This is a genomic window from Mesorhizobium sp. B2-8-3 (assembly GCF_006440815.1).
Taxonomy (GTDB): domain Bacteria; phylum Pseudomonadota; class Alphaproteobacteria; order Rhizobiales; family Rhizobiaceae; genus Mesorhizobium.
This window is the reverse complement of the sequence record NZ_VFTW01000011.1, coordinates 143441-158629: the sequence shown is the minus strand read 5'-3', so window position 1 is coordinate 158629 and position 15189 is coordinate 143441. Positions and strand designations below refer to the sequence as shown.

The following is a 15189-nucleotide window of genomic DNA, read 5'->3' as shown; positions in this document are numbered from 1 at the left end:
TCTGGCCTGCCGCGTTTCTCGGCAAACGTCACGGTATGGATCCTCGGGTCAAGTCCGATGATGACGACCGCGAAGGTCGCGTCCAGGCTTCCGTTACCCTTGCCCCTCTCCTCCCAAGCCCCATTTCCATCCGCCTAGCGTCCAGCAATCGGAGCCCGACGCCCTATGACCAGCCAGACAATCATCGATCCTCCCGAAGACGGCCACGTCTTGAACGGCAAGGCCAGTCCCACCACGCTTTCCCTCCACCTCACCATCAACGGCCGCGACCATGCGCTCGACGTCGAGCCGCGCGTGACGCTGCTCGACGCGCTGCGCGACCGGCTGCATCTCAGCGGCACCAAGAAGGGCTGCGACCAGGGCCAGTGCGGCGCCTGCACCGTCCATGTCGACGGCGAGCGCGTGCTTGCCTGCCTGACCTTGGCGGCCCAGGTCGAGGGCCGCTCGATCACCACCATCGAAGGGCTCGCCGACGAGGACGGCACGCTGCACGCCGTGCAGGCCGCCTTCCTCGATCAGGACGCCTTCCAGTGCGGCTACTGCACGCCGGGGCAGATCATGTCGGCGGTGGCCTGCATCCGCGAGGGGCATGCCGGCTCCGACGAAGAGATCCGCGAATACATGGCCGGCAATCTTTGCCGCTGCGGCGCCTATCCGAACATCGTCGCCGCCGTCCGCCAGGCCGCACAGGAGCTGCGCTCATGAGAGATTTTTCCTACCTTCGCGCCGACAGTGTGGAAGCCGCGCGCAACGCCGCCGCCCTTCCCGGCGCCATGCTGCTGGCCGGCGGCACGACGCTGGTGGACCTTGCCAAATGCGGCGTCGCCGAACCTTCGACCGTCATCGACATCAGTCACATCGAGGGGCTCGAGGCCATCGATGTCACCGCCGAGCGCGCGGTGATCGGCGCGCTGGCGAAGATGAGCCATGTCGCCGACAATGCCGAGGTGAAAAGCCTGTTCCCGGCTGTGTCGGAGGCGCTGTGGCAGGCGGCCTCGGCGCAGCTGCGCAACATGGCGACCATCGGCGGCAACCTGATGCAGCGCACGCGCTGCCCCTATTTCCGCGATCCGCAAAACTTCCCGGCCTGCAACAAGCGCGCGCCGGGCAGCGGTTGCTCGGCGATCGGCGGGGTGACGCGCGGCCATGCGGTGCTCGGCGTGAGCGAAGCCTGCATCGCCACCTATCCGGGCGATCTGGCGGTGGCGCTCGTCGCCTTCGACGCCGAGGTCGATCTCGGCGAGCGCAAGCTCAGGGTCGAGGACTTCTTCCTCGCCCCTGGCGCAACCGCCGAACAGGAGCACGACATCCGCCCCGGCGAGGTCATCACGGCCATCGAAATCCCCGGCTCGGCCGCAGCCCGGCGCTCGACCTACATCAAGGTGCGTGACCGCCAGTCCTATGAATTCGCCGCAGCCAGCGCAGCAGTAGGGCTGGAGCTCGAAGGCGATGGCCGCACCGTCCGCGACATCCGCGTCGCGCTCGGCGGCGTCGCCACCAAGCCGTGGCGCGTACGCGCCGTCGAGGAGGCGCTGAAGGGCAAGCCGCTCGACGAAGACATGATCCGCGAGGCGAGCGAGCTCGCCATGCAGGGCGCCGTCGACCATGGCGCCAACCACTACAAGATCGCGTTGGCGCCGCGCGTGATCGCGCGCGCCATCCTCAAATTGGGAGAGACGGCATGACCGTTCATGACATGAAACACGCCGCGTCCGACAGCGCGCGCCTCGAGGCGGTTGGCGGGCGCCTGTCACGCGTCGACGGCCCGGCCAAGATCACGGGCGCAGCGAAATACGCCTTCGAGCAGCAGCTTGAGGGGCTAGCGCATGCGGTGCTGGTCGGCGCGACCATCGCGGCAGGCAAGGTGACTGCCATCGACACCCGCGCGGCCGAGACCGCGCCGGGGGTGCTTGCCGTGCTGACGCCCGACACCATTATGGAATTGAAGGGCGCATCGGACTGGCTCGGCAACCCGCCGTCGCAGCCGACCTACGCGCCGCTCGTGCGCGAGGTCACCTTTTCCGGCCAACATGTCGCGGCCGTGGTGGCCGAGACTTTCGAGCAGGCGGTGGCGGCGGCCGCACTCGTCAAGGTTTGGTATGACGAGAGCCCGGCCATCGTCGACCTGAGCGACGGCAAGGCCGGCGACGGTATCCCGATCGACGCCATGACCAAGGAATGGGGCGACGCGCAGGCGGCGTTCGCCGCCGCACCCGTGCGCGTCTGCGTGGCCTACAACACGCCGCGCGAATTCCAGGCGGCCATGGAGCCGCATGGGCTGATCGCGCGGTGGGAGGGCGAGGAGCTGACCATCTGGGAGCCGAGCCAGTGGCTCGACGGCATGGCGCGCACCTATGCCGAGTGGTTCGGCGTGCCGTTCGAGAATGTGCGGCTGGTCTCGCCCTATATCGGCGGCGGCTTCGGCTCCAAGGCGCTGGCGCTCGCCCATAGCGCGGTCGCGGCGGCTGCCGCCAGGATGCTCGGACGTCCGGTGAAGCTGGTGCTCAACCGTCCGCAGAATTTCACGTCCTATGGCGGCCGCGCCGCGACGCGGCAGACCGTTGCCATCGGCGCCGACAGAGACGGCAGGATCCAGTCGATCGTGCATCGCGGCGTCAACGAAACGGCCGTCGACGGCATGTGGGTCGAACCGCTCGGCTCGGTCACCTCGATCATGTACGCCACGCCTAACTTCTCCTCGAAGCAGAATGTCGTGCGGGTCAACACGGTGGTGCCGGGAGCAAAACGCGCGCCGGGCGAGAACCCGAGCGCCTTCGGCATCGAATGCGCCATCGACGAGCTCGCCCATGAACTCGGGATCGATCCGCTGGAGATGCGGCTGATCAACTATGCCGAACAGGATCCGCATGCGAAGAAGGCATGGTCGACACGCCAGTTGCGCGAGGCTTTTGCCGCCGGCGCCGAAGCCTTCGGCTGGGCCAAGCGCTCGCCTCAGCCACGCTCGATGCGCGACGGCCGCCAGTTCATCGGCTGGGGCATGGCGGCTGGCACCTATCCGGTGCGGCGCGCGCATGGCGAGGCGGTGGTGAAGCTCATGGCCGACGGTTCGGTCGAGGTCGAAAGCTCCTCCATCGACATGGGCCAGGGCACTTACACGATCCTGGCGCAGACGGCGGCCGAAACGCTCGGCGTGCCAGTGGAGCATGTGTCGGTGAAGCTCGGCGACTCGCACTTCGCCCGCGCCGGTGTCACCGGCGGCTCGCGGCTTGCCGGCGTCATGACTGGCGCCGTCTACAAGGCGGCCGGCCAGGCGCTGGACGAGCTGATCGGGCTGGCGCTTTCCGACCCGCGCTCGCCCTTCCAGAAGCTGCAGGCAAATACACTGTTGGTAAAGGACGGCCGCATCGCCTCGCCGCGTGGCGAAGGGCCGGAGCTGTCGATCGCCGAGTTCATGATGGCGATCGGCCGCGACCAGATCGAAGCCAAGGGCGACACGCTGCCGGCCAGCACGACGCCGGAAGAGCGCTACAAGAACTACACCACGATAGCCATGTCGATCCCGCACACCGAAGGCGACTATTCGCGCCATTCCTGGTGCGCGCATTTCGTCGAGGTGCGCGTCGACGAGGATTTCGGCACGGTGCGCGTGTCGCGCGTCGTGTCGGCGCTGGACTCGGGCCGGCTCTACAACCCCAAGCTGGCGGAAAGCCAGTGGAAGGGCGGCATCATCATGGGCATCGGCCAGGCGCTGCTCGAAGAAGGCATCGTCGACCGCCGCCACGGCCGCATCGTCAACGGTAATTTCGCCGACTACATGCTGCCGACCAACGCCGATATCCCCGACATCCAGACGATCTCGGTCGGCATCCCCGACCCGCACTCCTCCGCCCTTGGGGGCAAGGGCGTGGGCGAACTGGCAATCGTCGGCATCGCGCCGGCGATTGCCAACGCAGTGTTCCATGCGACGGGCAAGAGGATAAGGGATTTGCCGATCACGCTGGAGAAATTGATCGAGTAATTTTCCGCTCAAGGTAGAGGCTACGGCTCCGTCGCTTTCGCCAAATCCCGACGACCTCGCGGTCGGCCCTTCCACCAGATCGAAGAAACCTGCTTTGGCAACGAAACAGCTGGGGCGATGACAGAACCCGCAACAACAGTCCGACCAGTTCGGCGGGCCGGCCAATGCCCGACGGCAAGCGGCCAGGCCCTGGAGGCTGGAACCGCATCCATCTGATCGTCGAGGATCTTGCGGAGGAGGTTGACCGGTTGCGGGCGGCGAGTCTCAGCTTCCGCAATGAAATCGTCCCGGGTCCAGGCGGATCGCAGATATTGCTGATCGATCCGTCCGGCAATCTGGCGGAGCTGTTTCAGCCGGTCCGGTGAGGGTGCTTGTCGCCGGAAGACAGCGGAACAGCACCCCACGCGATGTAGGCGGCACCGATCATTTCACGCTCAAATTCTTCACCTCGTTGGGCCGGTAGGTGTCCATGGCCGCGCCGTTGCGATCCTCCTCCAACAGCGACTTGCTGCCGAAGGAGGCGCGCAGGCCCACCAGGTATTTGTGGGTCTCGCCGAGGTCGGTTGAACCGATCTTCATCTGCTCCAATTGATAGCGCGCGAACACTGACCACGGTGTGTCGTTGAACCGGTACATGGCCTGGAGAGCGCCGCCGGATACGTCCAGGTTCACCCCCTGGTCCGTTCTGCTGAAGCTGAGTTCCGCATCCAGGCGAAGGTTATCCTGGACGAAGTAGCGTGCGACGGCGCGGACGTTCCATTGGTCGGAGTTGAGGGAATCCTCGTTTGCCCGGCCAAAGGCCGCCTGGCCGTAAAGGGTAAGATTGCCAAAGTAGATCTGGGCTTCCGGACCGACCGCCCAGGAACTCGCCTTCCCGTCGAAATCGCCAAAGTCCACCGACGTATAAGTCGCGAACACACCGGCGGCAAATCTGTCGGGGTCCCGGTAGTATCCGTGGATCGCGCCGCCAACGCCGCCCCAATGAGCGAAATCGTCGTCCCAGATCCGGTCATAGGTAAGGTCGCCCTGGAAGTTCCAGCGCTGGGCGAACGGAATGTTGACGCGGGCGGCGCCCCCTGCGGCGTGCACGGTGTCGCCGATGCTGGTAAAGCGAAGCCCGCCCAGGTAGATCTCGCCGTAGCCGGAAATATGCGGCGTCACCACCGTCTCTCCGGCCAGCGGCTGCGGTGCGTCGGCGGCGTACGCGAACGTCGTGGCGACCAGCGACGCAGCGATGATTGAAAAGCGATGCATTAGGAGCCCCCGAATTCGAATATGCGTCCTGCGGTCCGGACGAATGCCGGGCTCGGTCTTGCATTGTTCGCCGTCCGGCGTCTTGGGCTGGACCGCAGCGGAATTGTCCTGGAAAGCGCTGCCGCACTTGACGCGCCAGTGTGGCCATCCGGCCACCAGCCGACCGGCCTGCTCATTCCTGTCGCCTTTCCCCCCGCCACAAGCAAACCCCGGTGCGAGGCCAGGGTTTCGTGCGGTCTGTCGGATCAGAACTTGTAGCTGAGGCCGACCCGCAGATCGTGCGTCTTGAGATCGACGCTCGTCGCCGTGGGAAGACCGGATGCGATCGAGAGAGCCTTGCTGCCGAAATCGGAGTAGCGGTACTCGACCCGAGCGATCCATTTATCGGTGAAGGCGTGCTCGACGCCGGCTCCAACCGTCCAGCCAACATGGGTGTCGTCGTGGAGCGGTATGTCACCACTGGAGGTGCCGGTGATGCCGATAATTTCATACTTGGCCGCGGCCACGCCCGCAGTGATGTAAGGCAACGTCCGATCGAACGCATAGCCGGCGCGCAGCCGCGCCGACCCCGACCACTGGAGCTCGCTCTTAAGAATAGTGCTGCCGCCATTGGCAAGGGTCGTCAGTCCTTCGACGTTACTGTACGCGATGTCCGCCTCAACACCGAGCACGAAGCGGTTCGCCATCTCCTGATTGAAGCCGATATGGATGCCGCCAATGAAACCGTCCGGATCGACAGGAGCGTTAATATCGGTGCCCCCAATACCACCGCCAGAGATGAAGAGATTGGATTTTCCGGCAGCGTAACCGAAGTGAACGCCGGCATAGAGCCCGGACCAGTGGTAATCGGCGGCAATGGGCAAGGTTTCATTGATGTCCGCCGCGGGCGCCATGCCGACAGATGCGAGAATAACGGCCGTAGCGAGAAGAATCGTTTTCATTGTTGTTTGCTGCCCCCAGGGTGTTGCGCTACCCCGCTGCCGAAATGCTCAGCGGGATCCAGTTAACGTCAAGAGCCCCGATGTTGCATTGTTCGCAGCCCGCGTCTTGGGCTGCACCGCACTGGAATTGTCCCGGAAAGCGCTGCCGCGCATGTCCGGCCAGTGTGGCAGTTCGGCATCAGCCGACAGGCGCGCGCTCACTCCCGGCGACCGCGGCATTGGCGCCTCCCCGGCTCACGTCGGCCGGCGTTTTTTCGTTTCCGGCACAAGCAAGAAACCCGGCGCGAGGCCGGGTTCCTACCTGTTCGCGCAAACAGAGATCAGCATTGCTACGCGCTAGCCCTGGCCGGCGAACTATCTGGCGCTGCTCGGCGTCGAGCCGAAGCGGCGGCGGAAGCAGCGGTTGAAATAGGAGACGTCTGAGAAGCCGCTCAGCAGCGCGATCTCGCTGATGCGCATACGGTCGTTGCGCCTGTCGGAAAGCATGCGATGGGCCCTTTGCAAGCGCAATTCGAGAACGCGCTCGGCGAAGCTCACCCCGCTTTCCTGCAAGAGGTCATGGACATAGCGGGGCGAGAGCCGCAACTGCTGGGCAACGCGCTGGGCCGAGATGGACGGATCGGCGAAATTGTCCCTGATCTTGTCGAGGATTGCCTGGAGCCTTGCCGCGCGCAGGCCGCGCATGCCAGCGAGCTCGGCGGGCTCGCCCTTGGCGCCGGTTACCAGGCCGATCAGATCGACGATCGTTTCGGTGGCATGGGTGACAAGGTCCGGCGACACCAGAGCCGGACCAGCTTCCAGGAAGTTGCAATAGCGCCTGAGCATGCCGAGCGCCTCATTGTCGGCCGCCACGGTCAGTGCCAGCCGGTCCTCGACATGGGCGAAGGCACTCTCCAGGATCTCGCGCGGAACGACGATGTTGGCCCAGACATTGCTGTCGCCGCCGCTCATTTCCAGCGCCTCCGAGGCAGATACCAGCGCGGCTTCGCCCTTGCCCACGCTGTAGTCGCGGCCGGCCTGGGCGCCGCTCAGCCTGGTGTCGCCATGGTTGATCAAGAGGAGATAGCCGTCGCGGCCGTCGTCGGCGATGTTGCGGGCCTTGCGGCTGGCATGCCGGATGGTTCCGGCCATCTGCCCCAGCACCACCGGCCCGACGGGCGTGGCTTCGATCTCGGCCGCGAATGGCTGGTTGGCCGCGATGGCATATTCGACCGACCATATCTCGGCGACGTGGATGTCCTGCCAGAGCGCGAAGCGCGCGCGGTCGTCGAGATGCCCAGGCAGGTCGAGCGACGAGAAGACGTTCTTTTTCAAGAGCAACCTGGCCTTTCTGCGCGCGCGTCTTCACTTGGACGGGCACCGTATTGGACCAGTTCACATCTTGTCCAGAGCCGCAAAATATCTATGCATGCCAGGACAATTCCGTTGCTGTTCTGGACAAGAACTCACCCGAATTTCATCGACCCGATCGGAAAATTTCAAGAATACTCGGAAATGTCAGCTCGAATCGGCGGCGCCCTGCCGATCGTAGCGGAAAGCGGATCCAGGCTGTGGAGCCGGCGGCAAAGCCGCCAATCTCCCCCACGTGGGATCCCTCGTGGGGGAGATCAGTCGCCCATTCTCTTTCGCCAATCTCCAACGTCGGCTACCAGTCCAACCCGAACACCAGCTTGCGAAATGCAGGCCGCCGGCGGCCATGTGAGTGTAGGCCTCGGTTGCCTCGTTCTGCGAAAACACCTTGTCGACGACCGATCAGCTCCAGCAGCTTGCCGTCCCAGTCGGGTCGCGCGGTAGTTGATCAGGTGATCGGCGCCGAGCGCCTTGGCCCGATCGAGCTTCTCGTCCGAGGACCAAGTAATGACGGTGGCCCCGGCCGCCTTGGCGAGCTGCAGCGTGAAGATCGAGACGCCGCCCGTGCCGAGCAGCACGACGACCGAGCCCGGCCCGACATCGGCGGCACGGAGCGCGTTCCAGGCAGTGGTGCCGGCGCTCGGCAAGGTCGAGGCTGCAATCCGCGCTTCGGAAAGGTGTTAAGCGCCATTTCCTTCGCATTCCCGAGGATGCCACGCCATCATAAGTCCTGTATGGTCGCCACATGTCTCGGAGGGCGACCATGCAAAACGGATTGGCAAAATTCATCATGGCTGCTCCCATCGCGGCCACCCTGCTGGCCGTAGCGCCCGCCCATGCCGCCTCCTGCGCCTGGTCCGCCAAGATGGAAGAAGACGAGGGCGGCAGCGTGATGACGGCTTCGGTGTGCGGCGGGCCGAAGGGCGATGCGTATCTGATGCTGGCCTGCTTCGACAGGCCGGTGCTGAGCTATGATCTCGGCGCCGGCGGCGGACAGCTCGAGCCCGGCATCAGCGGCTCCTTCACTTTCAAGGCCGGAGGCAAGAGCGTGACCAAAAAGCTCGTGCTGGAGGCGATGTACAATTACTTCACGGCAGACCTCTCCGGCCCTTCCGACCCGCTGCTGGCGCTCTTGCGCGGCAAGGGCGAGGTGGCGGTTTCCGACGACAAATATGGCGAGATCAGCTTTCCGCTGAAAGGCTCAGGCGCCGCAATCGGCAAGGTGCTGGCAGCGTGCGGCAAGGGTTCAGGCGGCGAGGCGGACTGATGCCTGAGCGCGCGCCGGCGCCCGCGCGTTCCGTCGCTTTTCACGCCGTGCTTTGGAACGGCCATCGAAGAGCTTGATCTGCTGCTCGCCCGGCGTGTGAAGCGCGCCGACCACCGCATCTATCCATTCCCTCTCGTGGCCCTCGGGAAAGCCCACCTGCTCGCCGGTCACCGTCACGGCTTCGAGGATGTCGCGCAGCCACTGGCGGTTGTTATGCGGTTGCGCGTCGGTGGCCAGCCCCATGGCGAAACCTTCCATCCCGCACCATATGACTCGCGCCGGCAATGATTGCCCTCGCGACAAGCGTGATCGATCCGAGTTATGCCGGCAAGGTGGTCCATCCTGGGCCGCCGACGCTCCTCGCGAGGCCCGTTGCGGCATCGCGCGACCCACAAAGGCCGCGACCAAGGAGCTATTGTGATGAATCCGATCACCCTTTTCCTCACCGCTGTCTTTGCGCTCATCGGCGCCGGTGTCGGCGCGCTGGCCGGGCCATGGGCGGGCGCGCCGTTCTTCGTCATCGCGGCGCTGATCGCCGCCTCGCTGAAGATGGCCAACACCTGGCAACGCTTCGTCGTGCTGCGCGCCGGCAATCTGCTGGGCGTGCGCGGTCCCGGCCTGTTCATGATCGTCCCGGTCCTCGACAATGTCGTGGCGGTCATCGACCAGCGCATCCAGACCACCGCCTTCAACGCCGAGGAGGCGCTGACCAGGGACACCGTGCCGGTGAATGTCGACGCCGTCATCTTCTGGCACGTTCATGACGCGCGCCAGGCGGCGCTGGAAATCACAAACTACCGCGAGGCGATCGACCGCGTGGCGCAGACCTCGCTGCGTGAGATGATCGGCTCCTCGATGCTCTCCTCCCTGCTTGCCGACCGCCAGGCCGCCGATGCGCATCTGCGCGACGTCATCGGCGCCAAGACAGCCCAATGGGGCATCACCGTGATGTCGGTCGAGATCCGCGACGTCGCCATCCCCGTGGCGCTGCAGGACGCCATGTCGCGCCAGGCACAGGCCGAGCGGGAGAAGGAAGCGCGCGTCATCCTGGGCTCAGCCGAGGCCGAAGTCGCGGCCAAGTTCGTCGAGGCCGCCACCACCTATGCCGACCATCCGGCGGCGCTGCAACTGCGCGCCATGAACATCATCTATGAGACGACCAAGGAGCGAGGCGCCACCATCCTGATCCCGACCGGGCTGGTGGACAGCCTCAACCCAGCAGCGGCACTGGTTCAGGCCGGCGTGCTGAAAAGCGCAGCGTAGGGAGATTGCATCCTCCCGACGCATCATAAAAATCCGGTCCGGCTGATGCGCCATGACGCGCCAGCCGGACCGGATTTGTCTTCGATGATCGATGGAACCTCAGTAGTCGGAGCCGCCCTCGACGACGACCGGACGATGATGGTGCCGGTGGCCGATCGAACCGGTGACGACGACGGTGTCGTCACGGCGGTGATGGCGGTGACGCCAGCCGCGTTCGCCATTGTCATAGAAGGCGACCGTGCCGTGATGGCGGTGATGCAGGCGGTGGCCTTCCTCATTGATGATGACCGCCGGGCGGTGGTGGTAATGATGCCTGTGATGCGTGCCGATGACGATATCGGCCTCGGCCGCGGAAGCCACGGTGGGGGCGGCGACAAAAAGCGCCAGGGCAGCAAGAAGCACTGTTTTCATTGCTCTTTTCCTAATTTCTGAATCATCCCTTCGCCGGTAAACCGCTGCCCGCCGCTTTGGTTCCGGGGCAAGGCGGACATCGCCATCCGCTTCCGGCGCTCGATCGAGATCAGGTGGGAGGATGGGCCGGTGCCGCAGTGGATGGGGTCCGTTGGGGTAGCCGAGGCACCGGCCGAAGGCGGAATGGGCACCGCCGCAAGGCAAAGATAGTCTTCGCGGCCGGCGGCGAAATTACGCGATCACGGAAGGCTGGAATCTCTCCCTTGAGAGGTCCAAGGAAGATCACTCGCTCCTTCGTCCAGCCACCGCAATCACCGCTGCGACCACCACCAGCATCGACGCCGCGGCGAAGGTGAACCGCATTCCGCCGGCAACCGCCTCAGGCGGCGCCGCCGCGATGTTCCCCGTCCCCACGGCGAAGGCGAACACCGCGCCCATCACCGCCGTGCCGGTGACGAGACCGAGATTGCGCGACAGGCTGAGCATGCCCGACACCACGCCGCGCTCGTTCCTGTCGACATCGGCCATGACGGCTGTGTTGTTGGCCGCCTGGAAGAGCTGGTAGCCCGGAGTGAGCAGTATGATCGCCGCCGCGTAGCCGGCAACGCCGAAGAGGCTTGGCAGGGCGGCCAGCGCGACGCAGCCGGCGACCATCAGCATCAGCCCGGCGGTGACCATCGCCGCCGCGCCGAGGCGGTCGACGACGCGCCCGGCAATGACGCCGCACAGTGCCGAGACGACAGGCCCGATCGACAGCACGGCCCCGGTTGCCGCGTCGCCGAGGCCCAAGGCGCGCGACAGGAAGAAGGGGCCGACGACCAGCGTCGCCATCATCACCGTCGAAACCAGCGCGTTCATGGCGAGGCTCGGCGCCAGCACCCGGTCGCGCAACAGCGCGAGCTTGACCACGGGTGACGCCACCTTGGCCTCAACGATAACGAACAACACCGCGCCGGCCGCGGCCGCGCCGAGCAGCGCGATGTTCAGGCCGCCGAAATGGCCGCGCCCCATGGTCATGGACAACGCATAGGCGGCAAGCGTGGCGGCAAGCAGCAGCGTGCCCAGCATATCGAAACGACCCCTCGCCTCTCCACGGACACCTGTCGCTCGTCGGACGATACCTGCTGCTTTGCCGTCCGGCATCGCTCGGCGGACGATGCCAGCCGCTTCGCTGGCGGGCATCGCCGCTGGAAGGAAGCGCCAGGCGGCGAGCAGCGCGACGGCGCCGAGCCCGGCGTTGACGAGGAAGATCGAGCGCCAGCCGAGAATGGCGATCAGCACGCCGCCAAGCGAAGGCCCCAGTGCCGTGCCGACCGCCGACATGGTGCCGAGCAGACCCATGGCGCTGCCGGTGCGTTCCTTCGGCACCGTCTCGCCGACGAAGGCCATTGTCAGCGCCATCATCACCGCCGCGCCCAGGCCTTGCACGGCGCGGGCGCCGATCAGAAAGGCCAGCGACGGCGCGAGCGCGGCGGCAAACGAGGCGGCGCTGAACAGCGCCAGGCCAACAATCAGCAGCGGCCGGCGGCCGACGAGATCGCCGAGACGCCCGACGCTGACGATCAGCGCGGTGATAGCGAGCAGATAGGCCAGCACCACCCATTGCACCGCCGCAAAGGACGCCGCGAAGGCCAGGCTCAGCGTCGGCAGCGCGACATTGGCGATGCTGGTGCCGAGCGAGGAGACGAGCATGGCAAGCGACAGGCTGGCCAGCGCGCCAGCCGCCGAATGGCTTCCAGGCGCGGCGCGGGTTTCGGCGATGTCGGCCATGATTTCTTCTCCGTCGGTTGAACTTGCCGGGGAAGATAAGCGCGCGGCTGACATGGCGGAACACGCAGCGCTTGCACCTGAACAGTGCATCAAACGCCATGTCCGTTTGAGGGATCCATGCTATGGTTGGACCATGTCGCGACCCGATCTCAACCTGCTCGTCACGCTGGATGTGCTGCTTGCCGAGGGCAGCGTCGCCAAGGCCGCGCGGCGCCTGAAGCTTAGCCCCTCGGCGATGAGCCGGGCGCTGGCGAGGCTGCGCGAGACAACCGGCGACCCGCTTCTGGTGCGCGCCGGACGCGGCCTGGTGCCGACGCCGCGCGCCATCGAGCTGGGCGCCGAGGTCGGCCGGTTGGTGGCGGAGGCCGAAGCGGTGCTGCGGCCGGCCGAGCGGCTCGAGCTTGCGCGGCTCGACCGCAGCTTCACGCTCCGCAACAGCGATGGTTTCGTCGAGAATTTCGGTCCGGCGCTGCTCGCCCGCGTGGCCGAGGAGGCGCCGGGCGTGCAATTGCGCTTCGTGCCCAAGCCCGACAAGGACAGCGGCCCGATGCGCGGGGGCGCGGTCGATCTGGAGACCGGCGTGATCGGCGGCTCGACCGGACCCGAGATACGCACGCAGGCGCTGTTCCGCGACCGCTTCGTCGGCGTCGCGCGCGCCGGCCATCCTTTGAGCGAAGGCCGCATCACCGCCGACCGCTTCGCCGCCGGCCGACACATATTGATCTCGCGCCGCGGCCTCGACCGCGGCCCGGTGGACGACGCCTTGGAACGCGCCGGGCTGACGCGGAAAGTCACGACCGTGGTCGGCGGCTTTGCCGAGGCACTGGCGCTGGCACGCGGCTCCGACCTCATCGCCACCGTGCCGGAGCGCTATACCGGCACCCTGCGCGAGGGCCTGTTCACCTTCACGCTGCCGGTGAAGCTCGCCGCGCTGACGATCTCGCTCTTGTGGCACCCAAGGCTCGATGCCGATCCGGCGCATCGCTGGCTGCGCGGGCTGGTGAAAGAGGTGTGCCGCCTTTCCTCTCCCTCCTTTCACCACGGCGAGGAACCCTTGCCCTGATACGCCGGCCCCACGGAACCAACCGCGCGTTGCAGGCGATATCCCTATAAATATTAGCCATAACTAATGTATACTATCGCACGCAGGACAAACCGCGTCTGTCATGGAACCGCGGCGCAATCAGCGCGTTCCCGGGCGCCTGTGAAACAGCCGGAGGCTCGCTTGAGCGAATTCAGGAAGTTCGCCTGCCCCCGGTGCCTGGGCGCCGGCAAGGTGTTCGAGTGCGGGAAGCAGGTGGCGTCGAACGGCACATGCTGCCCCTCGGGTGCATTGCACGACAATTGCCCGGGACAACTGGTTTCCTGCCGGGCCTGCAACGGAACCGGCCTGCGCGGCTACAGCGCGCCCTCCAATGTACAGGCTTCCCCGATCAGCTGATGGCCGGGCGTGGGAATCTTGCATTTTATTCGCCATTTCTAATATAAAAGGCGCTTGCGCGAGAAGCGAAACGGCGGGCGCCCTGGAGACGCGCATGAAAACCTATCGCGTCGAGGAAATAGACGGCGAAGCCGTCGTCGCGGTGCATTCGGCGGAAGCCAAGACGCCTTTCGAGGCGGCTGAGAAGGCGCTTGGCCGGAAAGTAACGTTGCGTGCCGGCGCCGACAGGTGGGTCCGCGTCGTCGACCTCACCGAGCGGCCGAGGCCGGTCAGGCTCAGGCCCACGATCTTCGAATTCAAAGCAATCGGACAGAGGAAATAGGCGATCCGTGGCTTTGAACGCTTCGCACTTTTCCCGGAATTGCTTTTAGGGCGTTCACCGTTTCACGGAAACGGCGAAACGCCCTATCTCTTTATGCAATTCCCGACGGAAGGCTACGGCGAAGTCGCTGAGCCCAATCGCTCACACTCTTCCTGGAATTGCTTGTTGGTGGTCGCAATTCCGGACGGAAGACCGTTGCGCACTTTTCCTGGAATTGCTTGTTGTTGGTCGCAATTCCGGACGGAAAACCGCTACGCACTTTTCCTGGAATTGCTTCAGGTGCTGGCGCCGCCCATCAGCGCGGCGACCAGGGTCGCCAGAAAGACAAGCAGCCCCAATGCGACCCGATCCAGCCATGACCGCCGTCTGGCAAGAACCTCGAACAACCGATTGGCCATCGCAACTTCCCCCATTCGTTGGCGACATTCTATCACGTCTTTCATGAGCGGATCATGAAATGGCACACAAATGGGTCCGATGTCGTTTTCAACGGCGAGACCCGTCTTCGCCGGGCGCCAATGCTGCACTGCCGAATTGCACCCAAAAAAAGTCGGGGTCGAAGTGACATGCCGGCCGGCGAAAAATCAGCCTATTCAAGCGGATAGGCATATACGTGCGGCGCGGCCTGGTGGGCATCGGAAAAGCCCGGAATTCCGCTATTTCGGGGCTTCTTGGCTTGGCCCCGGCATGACCGCAAAGCGTGCTTCGGGCACGAAAAGGCGGCTAAAAGGCGCTCCCGGGCCGCTCGCCGGCGGCGTTGACAGGACACCGCGCCAATGGCACTCCGCAAACCACTGGTCACGCCATGACCGTTGCTGTTGGGGACGGACGGGGTTTCAGCAGCTTGGCGGCGGCGCCGGACGGGCGGGCACCTTCGAAGTGTGCCGCCCGCTCCTGGCCGGTCCAGCTTTCAGCTTTAAAAGTGCTTGCTTAAAACCGATCAAAGCCTGCGGCGCGTTCCTGAGAAACTCAGAACGTGAAGCCCGAGGATGGCACTGCGGCGGTCACCGCCGAAAGCCTGTCACGTCTGGCAAGCGTCGGTTTGCGATATGGCTTCTTCATCGGCTGTCTCGGCCCGGTCGACGATGAAATCAGGACAGCAAGATATGGCCGGCGTCCGCCGCGTCAAGCGGAGGGATAAATTTGGCGGAAGGATAATTCGGCGAGCGCGTAAATTTGGCTGGCAAGCCG

General features: G+C 65.2%; 14 protein-coding genes and 2 pseudogenes. 8 read left to right on the top strand and 8 right to left on the bottom strand.

Translation table 11 applies throughout. The annotated features are described in order from the left end of the window. The first annotated feature begins 165 nt into the window (after positions 1-165). The 4 genes and pseudogenes from FJ418_RS18325 to FJ418_RS18310 form a co-directional block, all read left to right on the top strand. Positions 166-705 (top strand): (2Fe-2S)-binding protein, encoded by a 540-nt coding sequence (locus FJ418_RS18325; protein ID WP_140867889.1) that lies wholly within the window; start codon positions 166-168, stop codon positions 703-705. Further along, complete coding sequence (locus FJ418_RS18320; protein ID WP_140867886.1) at positions 702-1685, top strand: xanthine dehydrogenase family protein subunit M; 984 nt, start codon at positions 702-704, stop codon at positions 1683-1685. The genes FJ418_RS18325 and FJ418_RS18320 overlap by 4 nt, the downstream gene beginning before the upstream one ends. After that, complete coding sequence (locus tag FJ418_RS18315; RefSeq protein ID WP_140867883.1) at positions 1682-3979, top strand: xanthine dehydrogenase family protein molybdopterin-binding subunit; 2298 nt, start codon at positions 1682-1684, stop codon at positions 3977-3979. Before FJ418_RS18320 ends, FJ418_RS18315 begins: the two co-directional genes overlap by 4 nt. Positions 3980-4113: 134 nt before the next feature. After that, positions 4114-4344: pseudogene (locus FJ418_RS18310) on the top strand (VOC family protein); the annotation flags it as partial. 58 nt (positions 4345-4402) lie between these two features. On the opposite strand, the gene FJ418_RS18305 reads toward FJ418_RS18310, so the two are convergent. The 4 genes and pseudogenes from FJ418_RS18305 to FJ418_RS32710 all read right to left on the bottom strand — a co-directional run. Further along, on the bottom strand, positions 4403-5233 hold the full coding sequence (locus tag FJ418_RS18305) for a hypothetical protein (RefSeq protein ID WP_140645436.1): 831 nt from the start codon (positions 5231-5233) through the stop codon (positions 4403-4405). A gap of 245 nt (positions 5234-5478) precedes the next feature. After that, positions 5479-6174 carry an outer membrane protein gene (locus tag FJ418_RS18300; RefSeq protein WP_140710829.1) on the bottom strand — a complete coding sequence of 232 codons (696 nt, stop codon included), beginning with the start codon at positions 6172-6174 and terminating at the stop codon, positions 5479-5481. A 354-nt stretch (positions 6175-6528) separates the two neighbouring features. Continuing rightward, positions 6529-7488: an AraC family transcriptional regulator gene (locus tag FJ418_RS18295; protein ID WP_140652146.1), complete on the bottom strand. Its 960-nt coding sequence runs from the start codon at positions 7486-7488 to the stop codon at positions 6529-6531. A gap of 331 nt (positions 7489-7819) precedes the next feature. After that, a pseudogene (locus FJ418_RS32710) lies at positions 7820-8183 on the bottom strand (zinc-binding dehydrogenase); the annotation flags it as partial. A gap of 104 nt (positions 8184-8287) precedes the next feature. Between FJ418_RS32710 and FJ418_RS18285 the strand changes: the two are divergent. Continuing rightward, complete coding sequence (locus FJ418_RS18285) at positions 8288-8791, top strand: hypothetical protein (protein WP_246683100.1); 504 nt, start codon at positions 8288-8290, stop codon at positions 8789-8791. On the opposite strand, the gene FJ418_RS18280 is transcribed toward FJ418_RS18285, so the two are convergent. Further along, complete coding sequence (locus FJ418_RS18280; protein ID WP_140867880.1) at positions 8771-9034, bottom strand: hypothetical protein; 264 nt, start codon at positions 9032-9034, stop codon at positions 8771-8773. The genes FJ418_RS18285 and FJ418_RS18280 overlap by 21 nt on opposite strands. 177 nt (positions 9035-9211) lie before the next feature. On the opposite strand from FJ418_RS18280, the gene FJ418_RS18275 reads away from it, so the two are divergent. Continuing rightward, a complete protein-coding gene (locus tag FJ418_RS18275) occupies positions 9212-10054 on the top strand; it encodes a slipin family protein (RefSeq protein WP_140867877.1) in 843 nt (280 codons plus the stop codon). A gap of 99 nt (positions 10055-10153) precedes the next feature. On the opposite strand, the gene FJ418_RS18270 is transcribed toward FJ418_RS18275, so the two are convergent. Both FJ418_RS18270 and FJ418_RS18265 read right to left on the bottom strand, forming a co-directional pair. Next, the gene (locus tag FJ418_RS18270) at positions 10154-10465 is read right to left on the bottom strand and encodes a hypothetical protein (RefSeq protein WP_140710823.1); all 312 of its coding nucleotides are present in this window, start codon (positions 10463-10465) and stop codon (positions 10154-10156) included. A 282-nt stretch (positions 10466-10747) separates the two neighbouring features. Continuing rightward, the gene (locus FJ418_RS18265) at positions 10748-12235 is read right to left on the bottom strand and encodes an MFS transporter (protein WP_140867874.1); all 1488 of its coding nucleotides are present in this window, start codon (positions 12233-12235) and stop codon (positions 10748-10750) included. 133 nt (positions 12236-12368) lie between these two features. Here FJ418_RS18265 and FJ418_RS18260 point away from each other — a divergent pair, with 133 nt between their 5' ends. Further along, on the top strand, positions 12369-13298 hold the full coding sequence (locus tag FJ418_RS18260) for a LysR family transcriptional regulator (protein WP_140867871.1): 930 nt from the start codon (positions 12369-12371) through the stop codon (positions 13296-13298). Between the two features lie 472 nt (positions 13299-13770). Then, on the top strand, positions 13771-13998 hold the full coding sequence (locus FJ418_RS18255; RefSeq protein WP_140645428.1) for a hypothetical protein: 228 nt from the start codon (positions 13771-13773) through the stop codon (positions 13996-13998). Positions 13999-14273: 275 nt separating this feature from the next. Here the strand turns inward: FJ418_RS18255 and FJ418_RS32575 are convergent, their stop codons facing one another. Then, positions 14274-14396 carry a hypothetical protein gene (locus tag FJ418_RS32575; RefSeq protein ID WP_263497842.1) on the bottom strand — a complete coding sequence of 41 codons (123 nt, stop codon included), beginning with the start codon at positions 14394-14396 and terminating at the stop codon, positions 14274-14276. Between the last annotated feature and the right edge of the window lie 793 nt (positions 14397-15189).

What these genes read in the sequence shown, in the direction of transcription:
- FJ418_RS18265 (WP_140867874.1), bottom strand. Translation starts at nt 12,235, where the DNA reads ATGGCCGACATCGCCGAAACCCGCGCCGCGCCTGGAAGCCATTCGGCG.
- FJ418_RS18270 (WP_140710823.1), bottom strand. Translation starts at nt 10,465, where the DNA reads ATGAAAACAGTGCTTCTTGCTGCCCTGGCGCTTTTTGTCGCCGCCCCC.
- FJ418_RS18300 (WP_140710829.1), bottom strand. Translation starts at nt 6,174, where the DNA reads ATGAAAACGATTCTTCTCGCTACGGCCGTTATTCTCGCATCTGTCGGC.
- FJ418_RS18315 (WP_140867883.1), top strand. Translation starts at nt 1,682, where the DNA reads ATGACCGTTCATGACATGAAACACGCCGCGTCCGACAGCGCGCGCCTC.
- FJ418_RS18255 (WP_140645428.1), top strand. Translation starts at nt 13,771, where the DNA reads ATGAAAACCTATCGCGTCGAGGAAATAGACGGCGAAGCCGTCGTCGCG.
- FJ418_RS18325 (WP_140867889.1), top strand. Translation starts at nt 166, where the DNA reads ATGACCAGCCAGACAATCATCGATCCTCCCGAAGACGGCCACGTCTTG.
- FJ418_RS18285 (WP_246683100.1), top strand. Translation starts at nt 8,288, where the DNA reads ATGCAAAACGGATTGGCAAAATTCATCATGGCTGCTCCCATCGCGGCC.
- FJ418_RS32575 (WP_263497842.1), bottom strand. Translation starts at nt 14,396, where the DNA reads ATGGCCAATCGGTTGTTCGAGGTTCTTGCCAGACGGCGGTCATGGCTG.
- FJ418_RS18275 (WP_140867877.1), top strand. Translation starts at nt 9,212, where the DNA reads ATGAATCCGATCACCCTTTTCCTCACCGCTGTCTTTGCGCTCATCGGC.
- FJ418_RS18280 (WP_140867880.1), bottom strand. Translation starts at nt 9,034, where the DNA reads ATGGGGCTGGCCACCGACGCGCAACCGCATAACAACCGCCAGTGGCTG.
- FJ418_RS18305 (WP_140645436.1), bottom strand. Translation starts at nt 5,233, where the DNA reads ATGCATCGCTTTTCAATCATCGCTGCGTCGCTGGTCGCCACGACGTTC.
- FJ418_RS18260 (WP_140867871.1), top strand. Translation starts at nt 12,369, where the DNA reads ATGTCGCGACCCGATCTCAACCTGCTCGTCACGCTGGATGTGCTGCTT.
- FJ418_RS18320 (WP_140867886.1), top strand. Translation starts at nt 702, where the DNA reads ATGAGAGATTTTTCCTACCTTCGCGCCGACAGTGTGGAAGCCGCGCGC.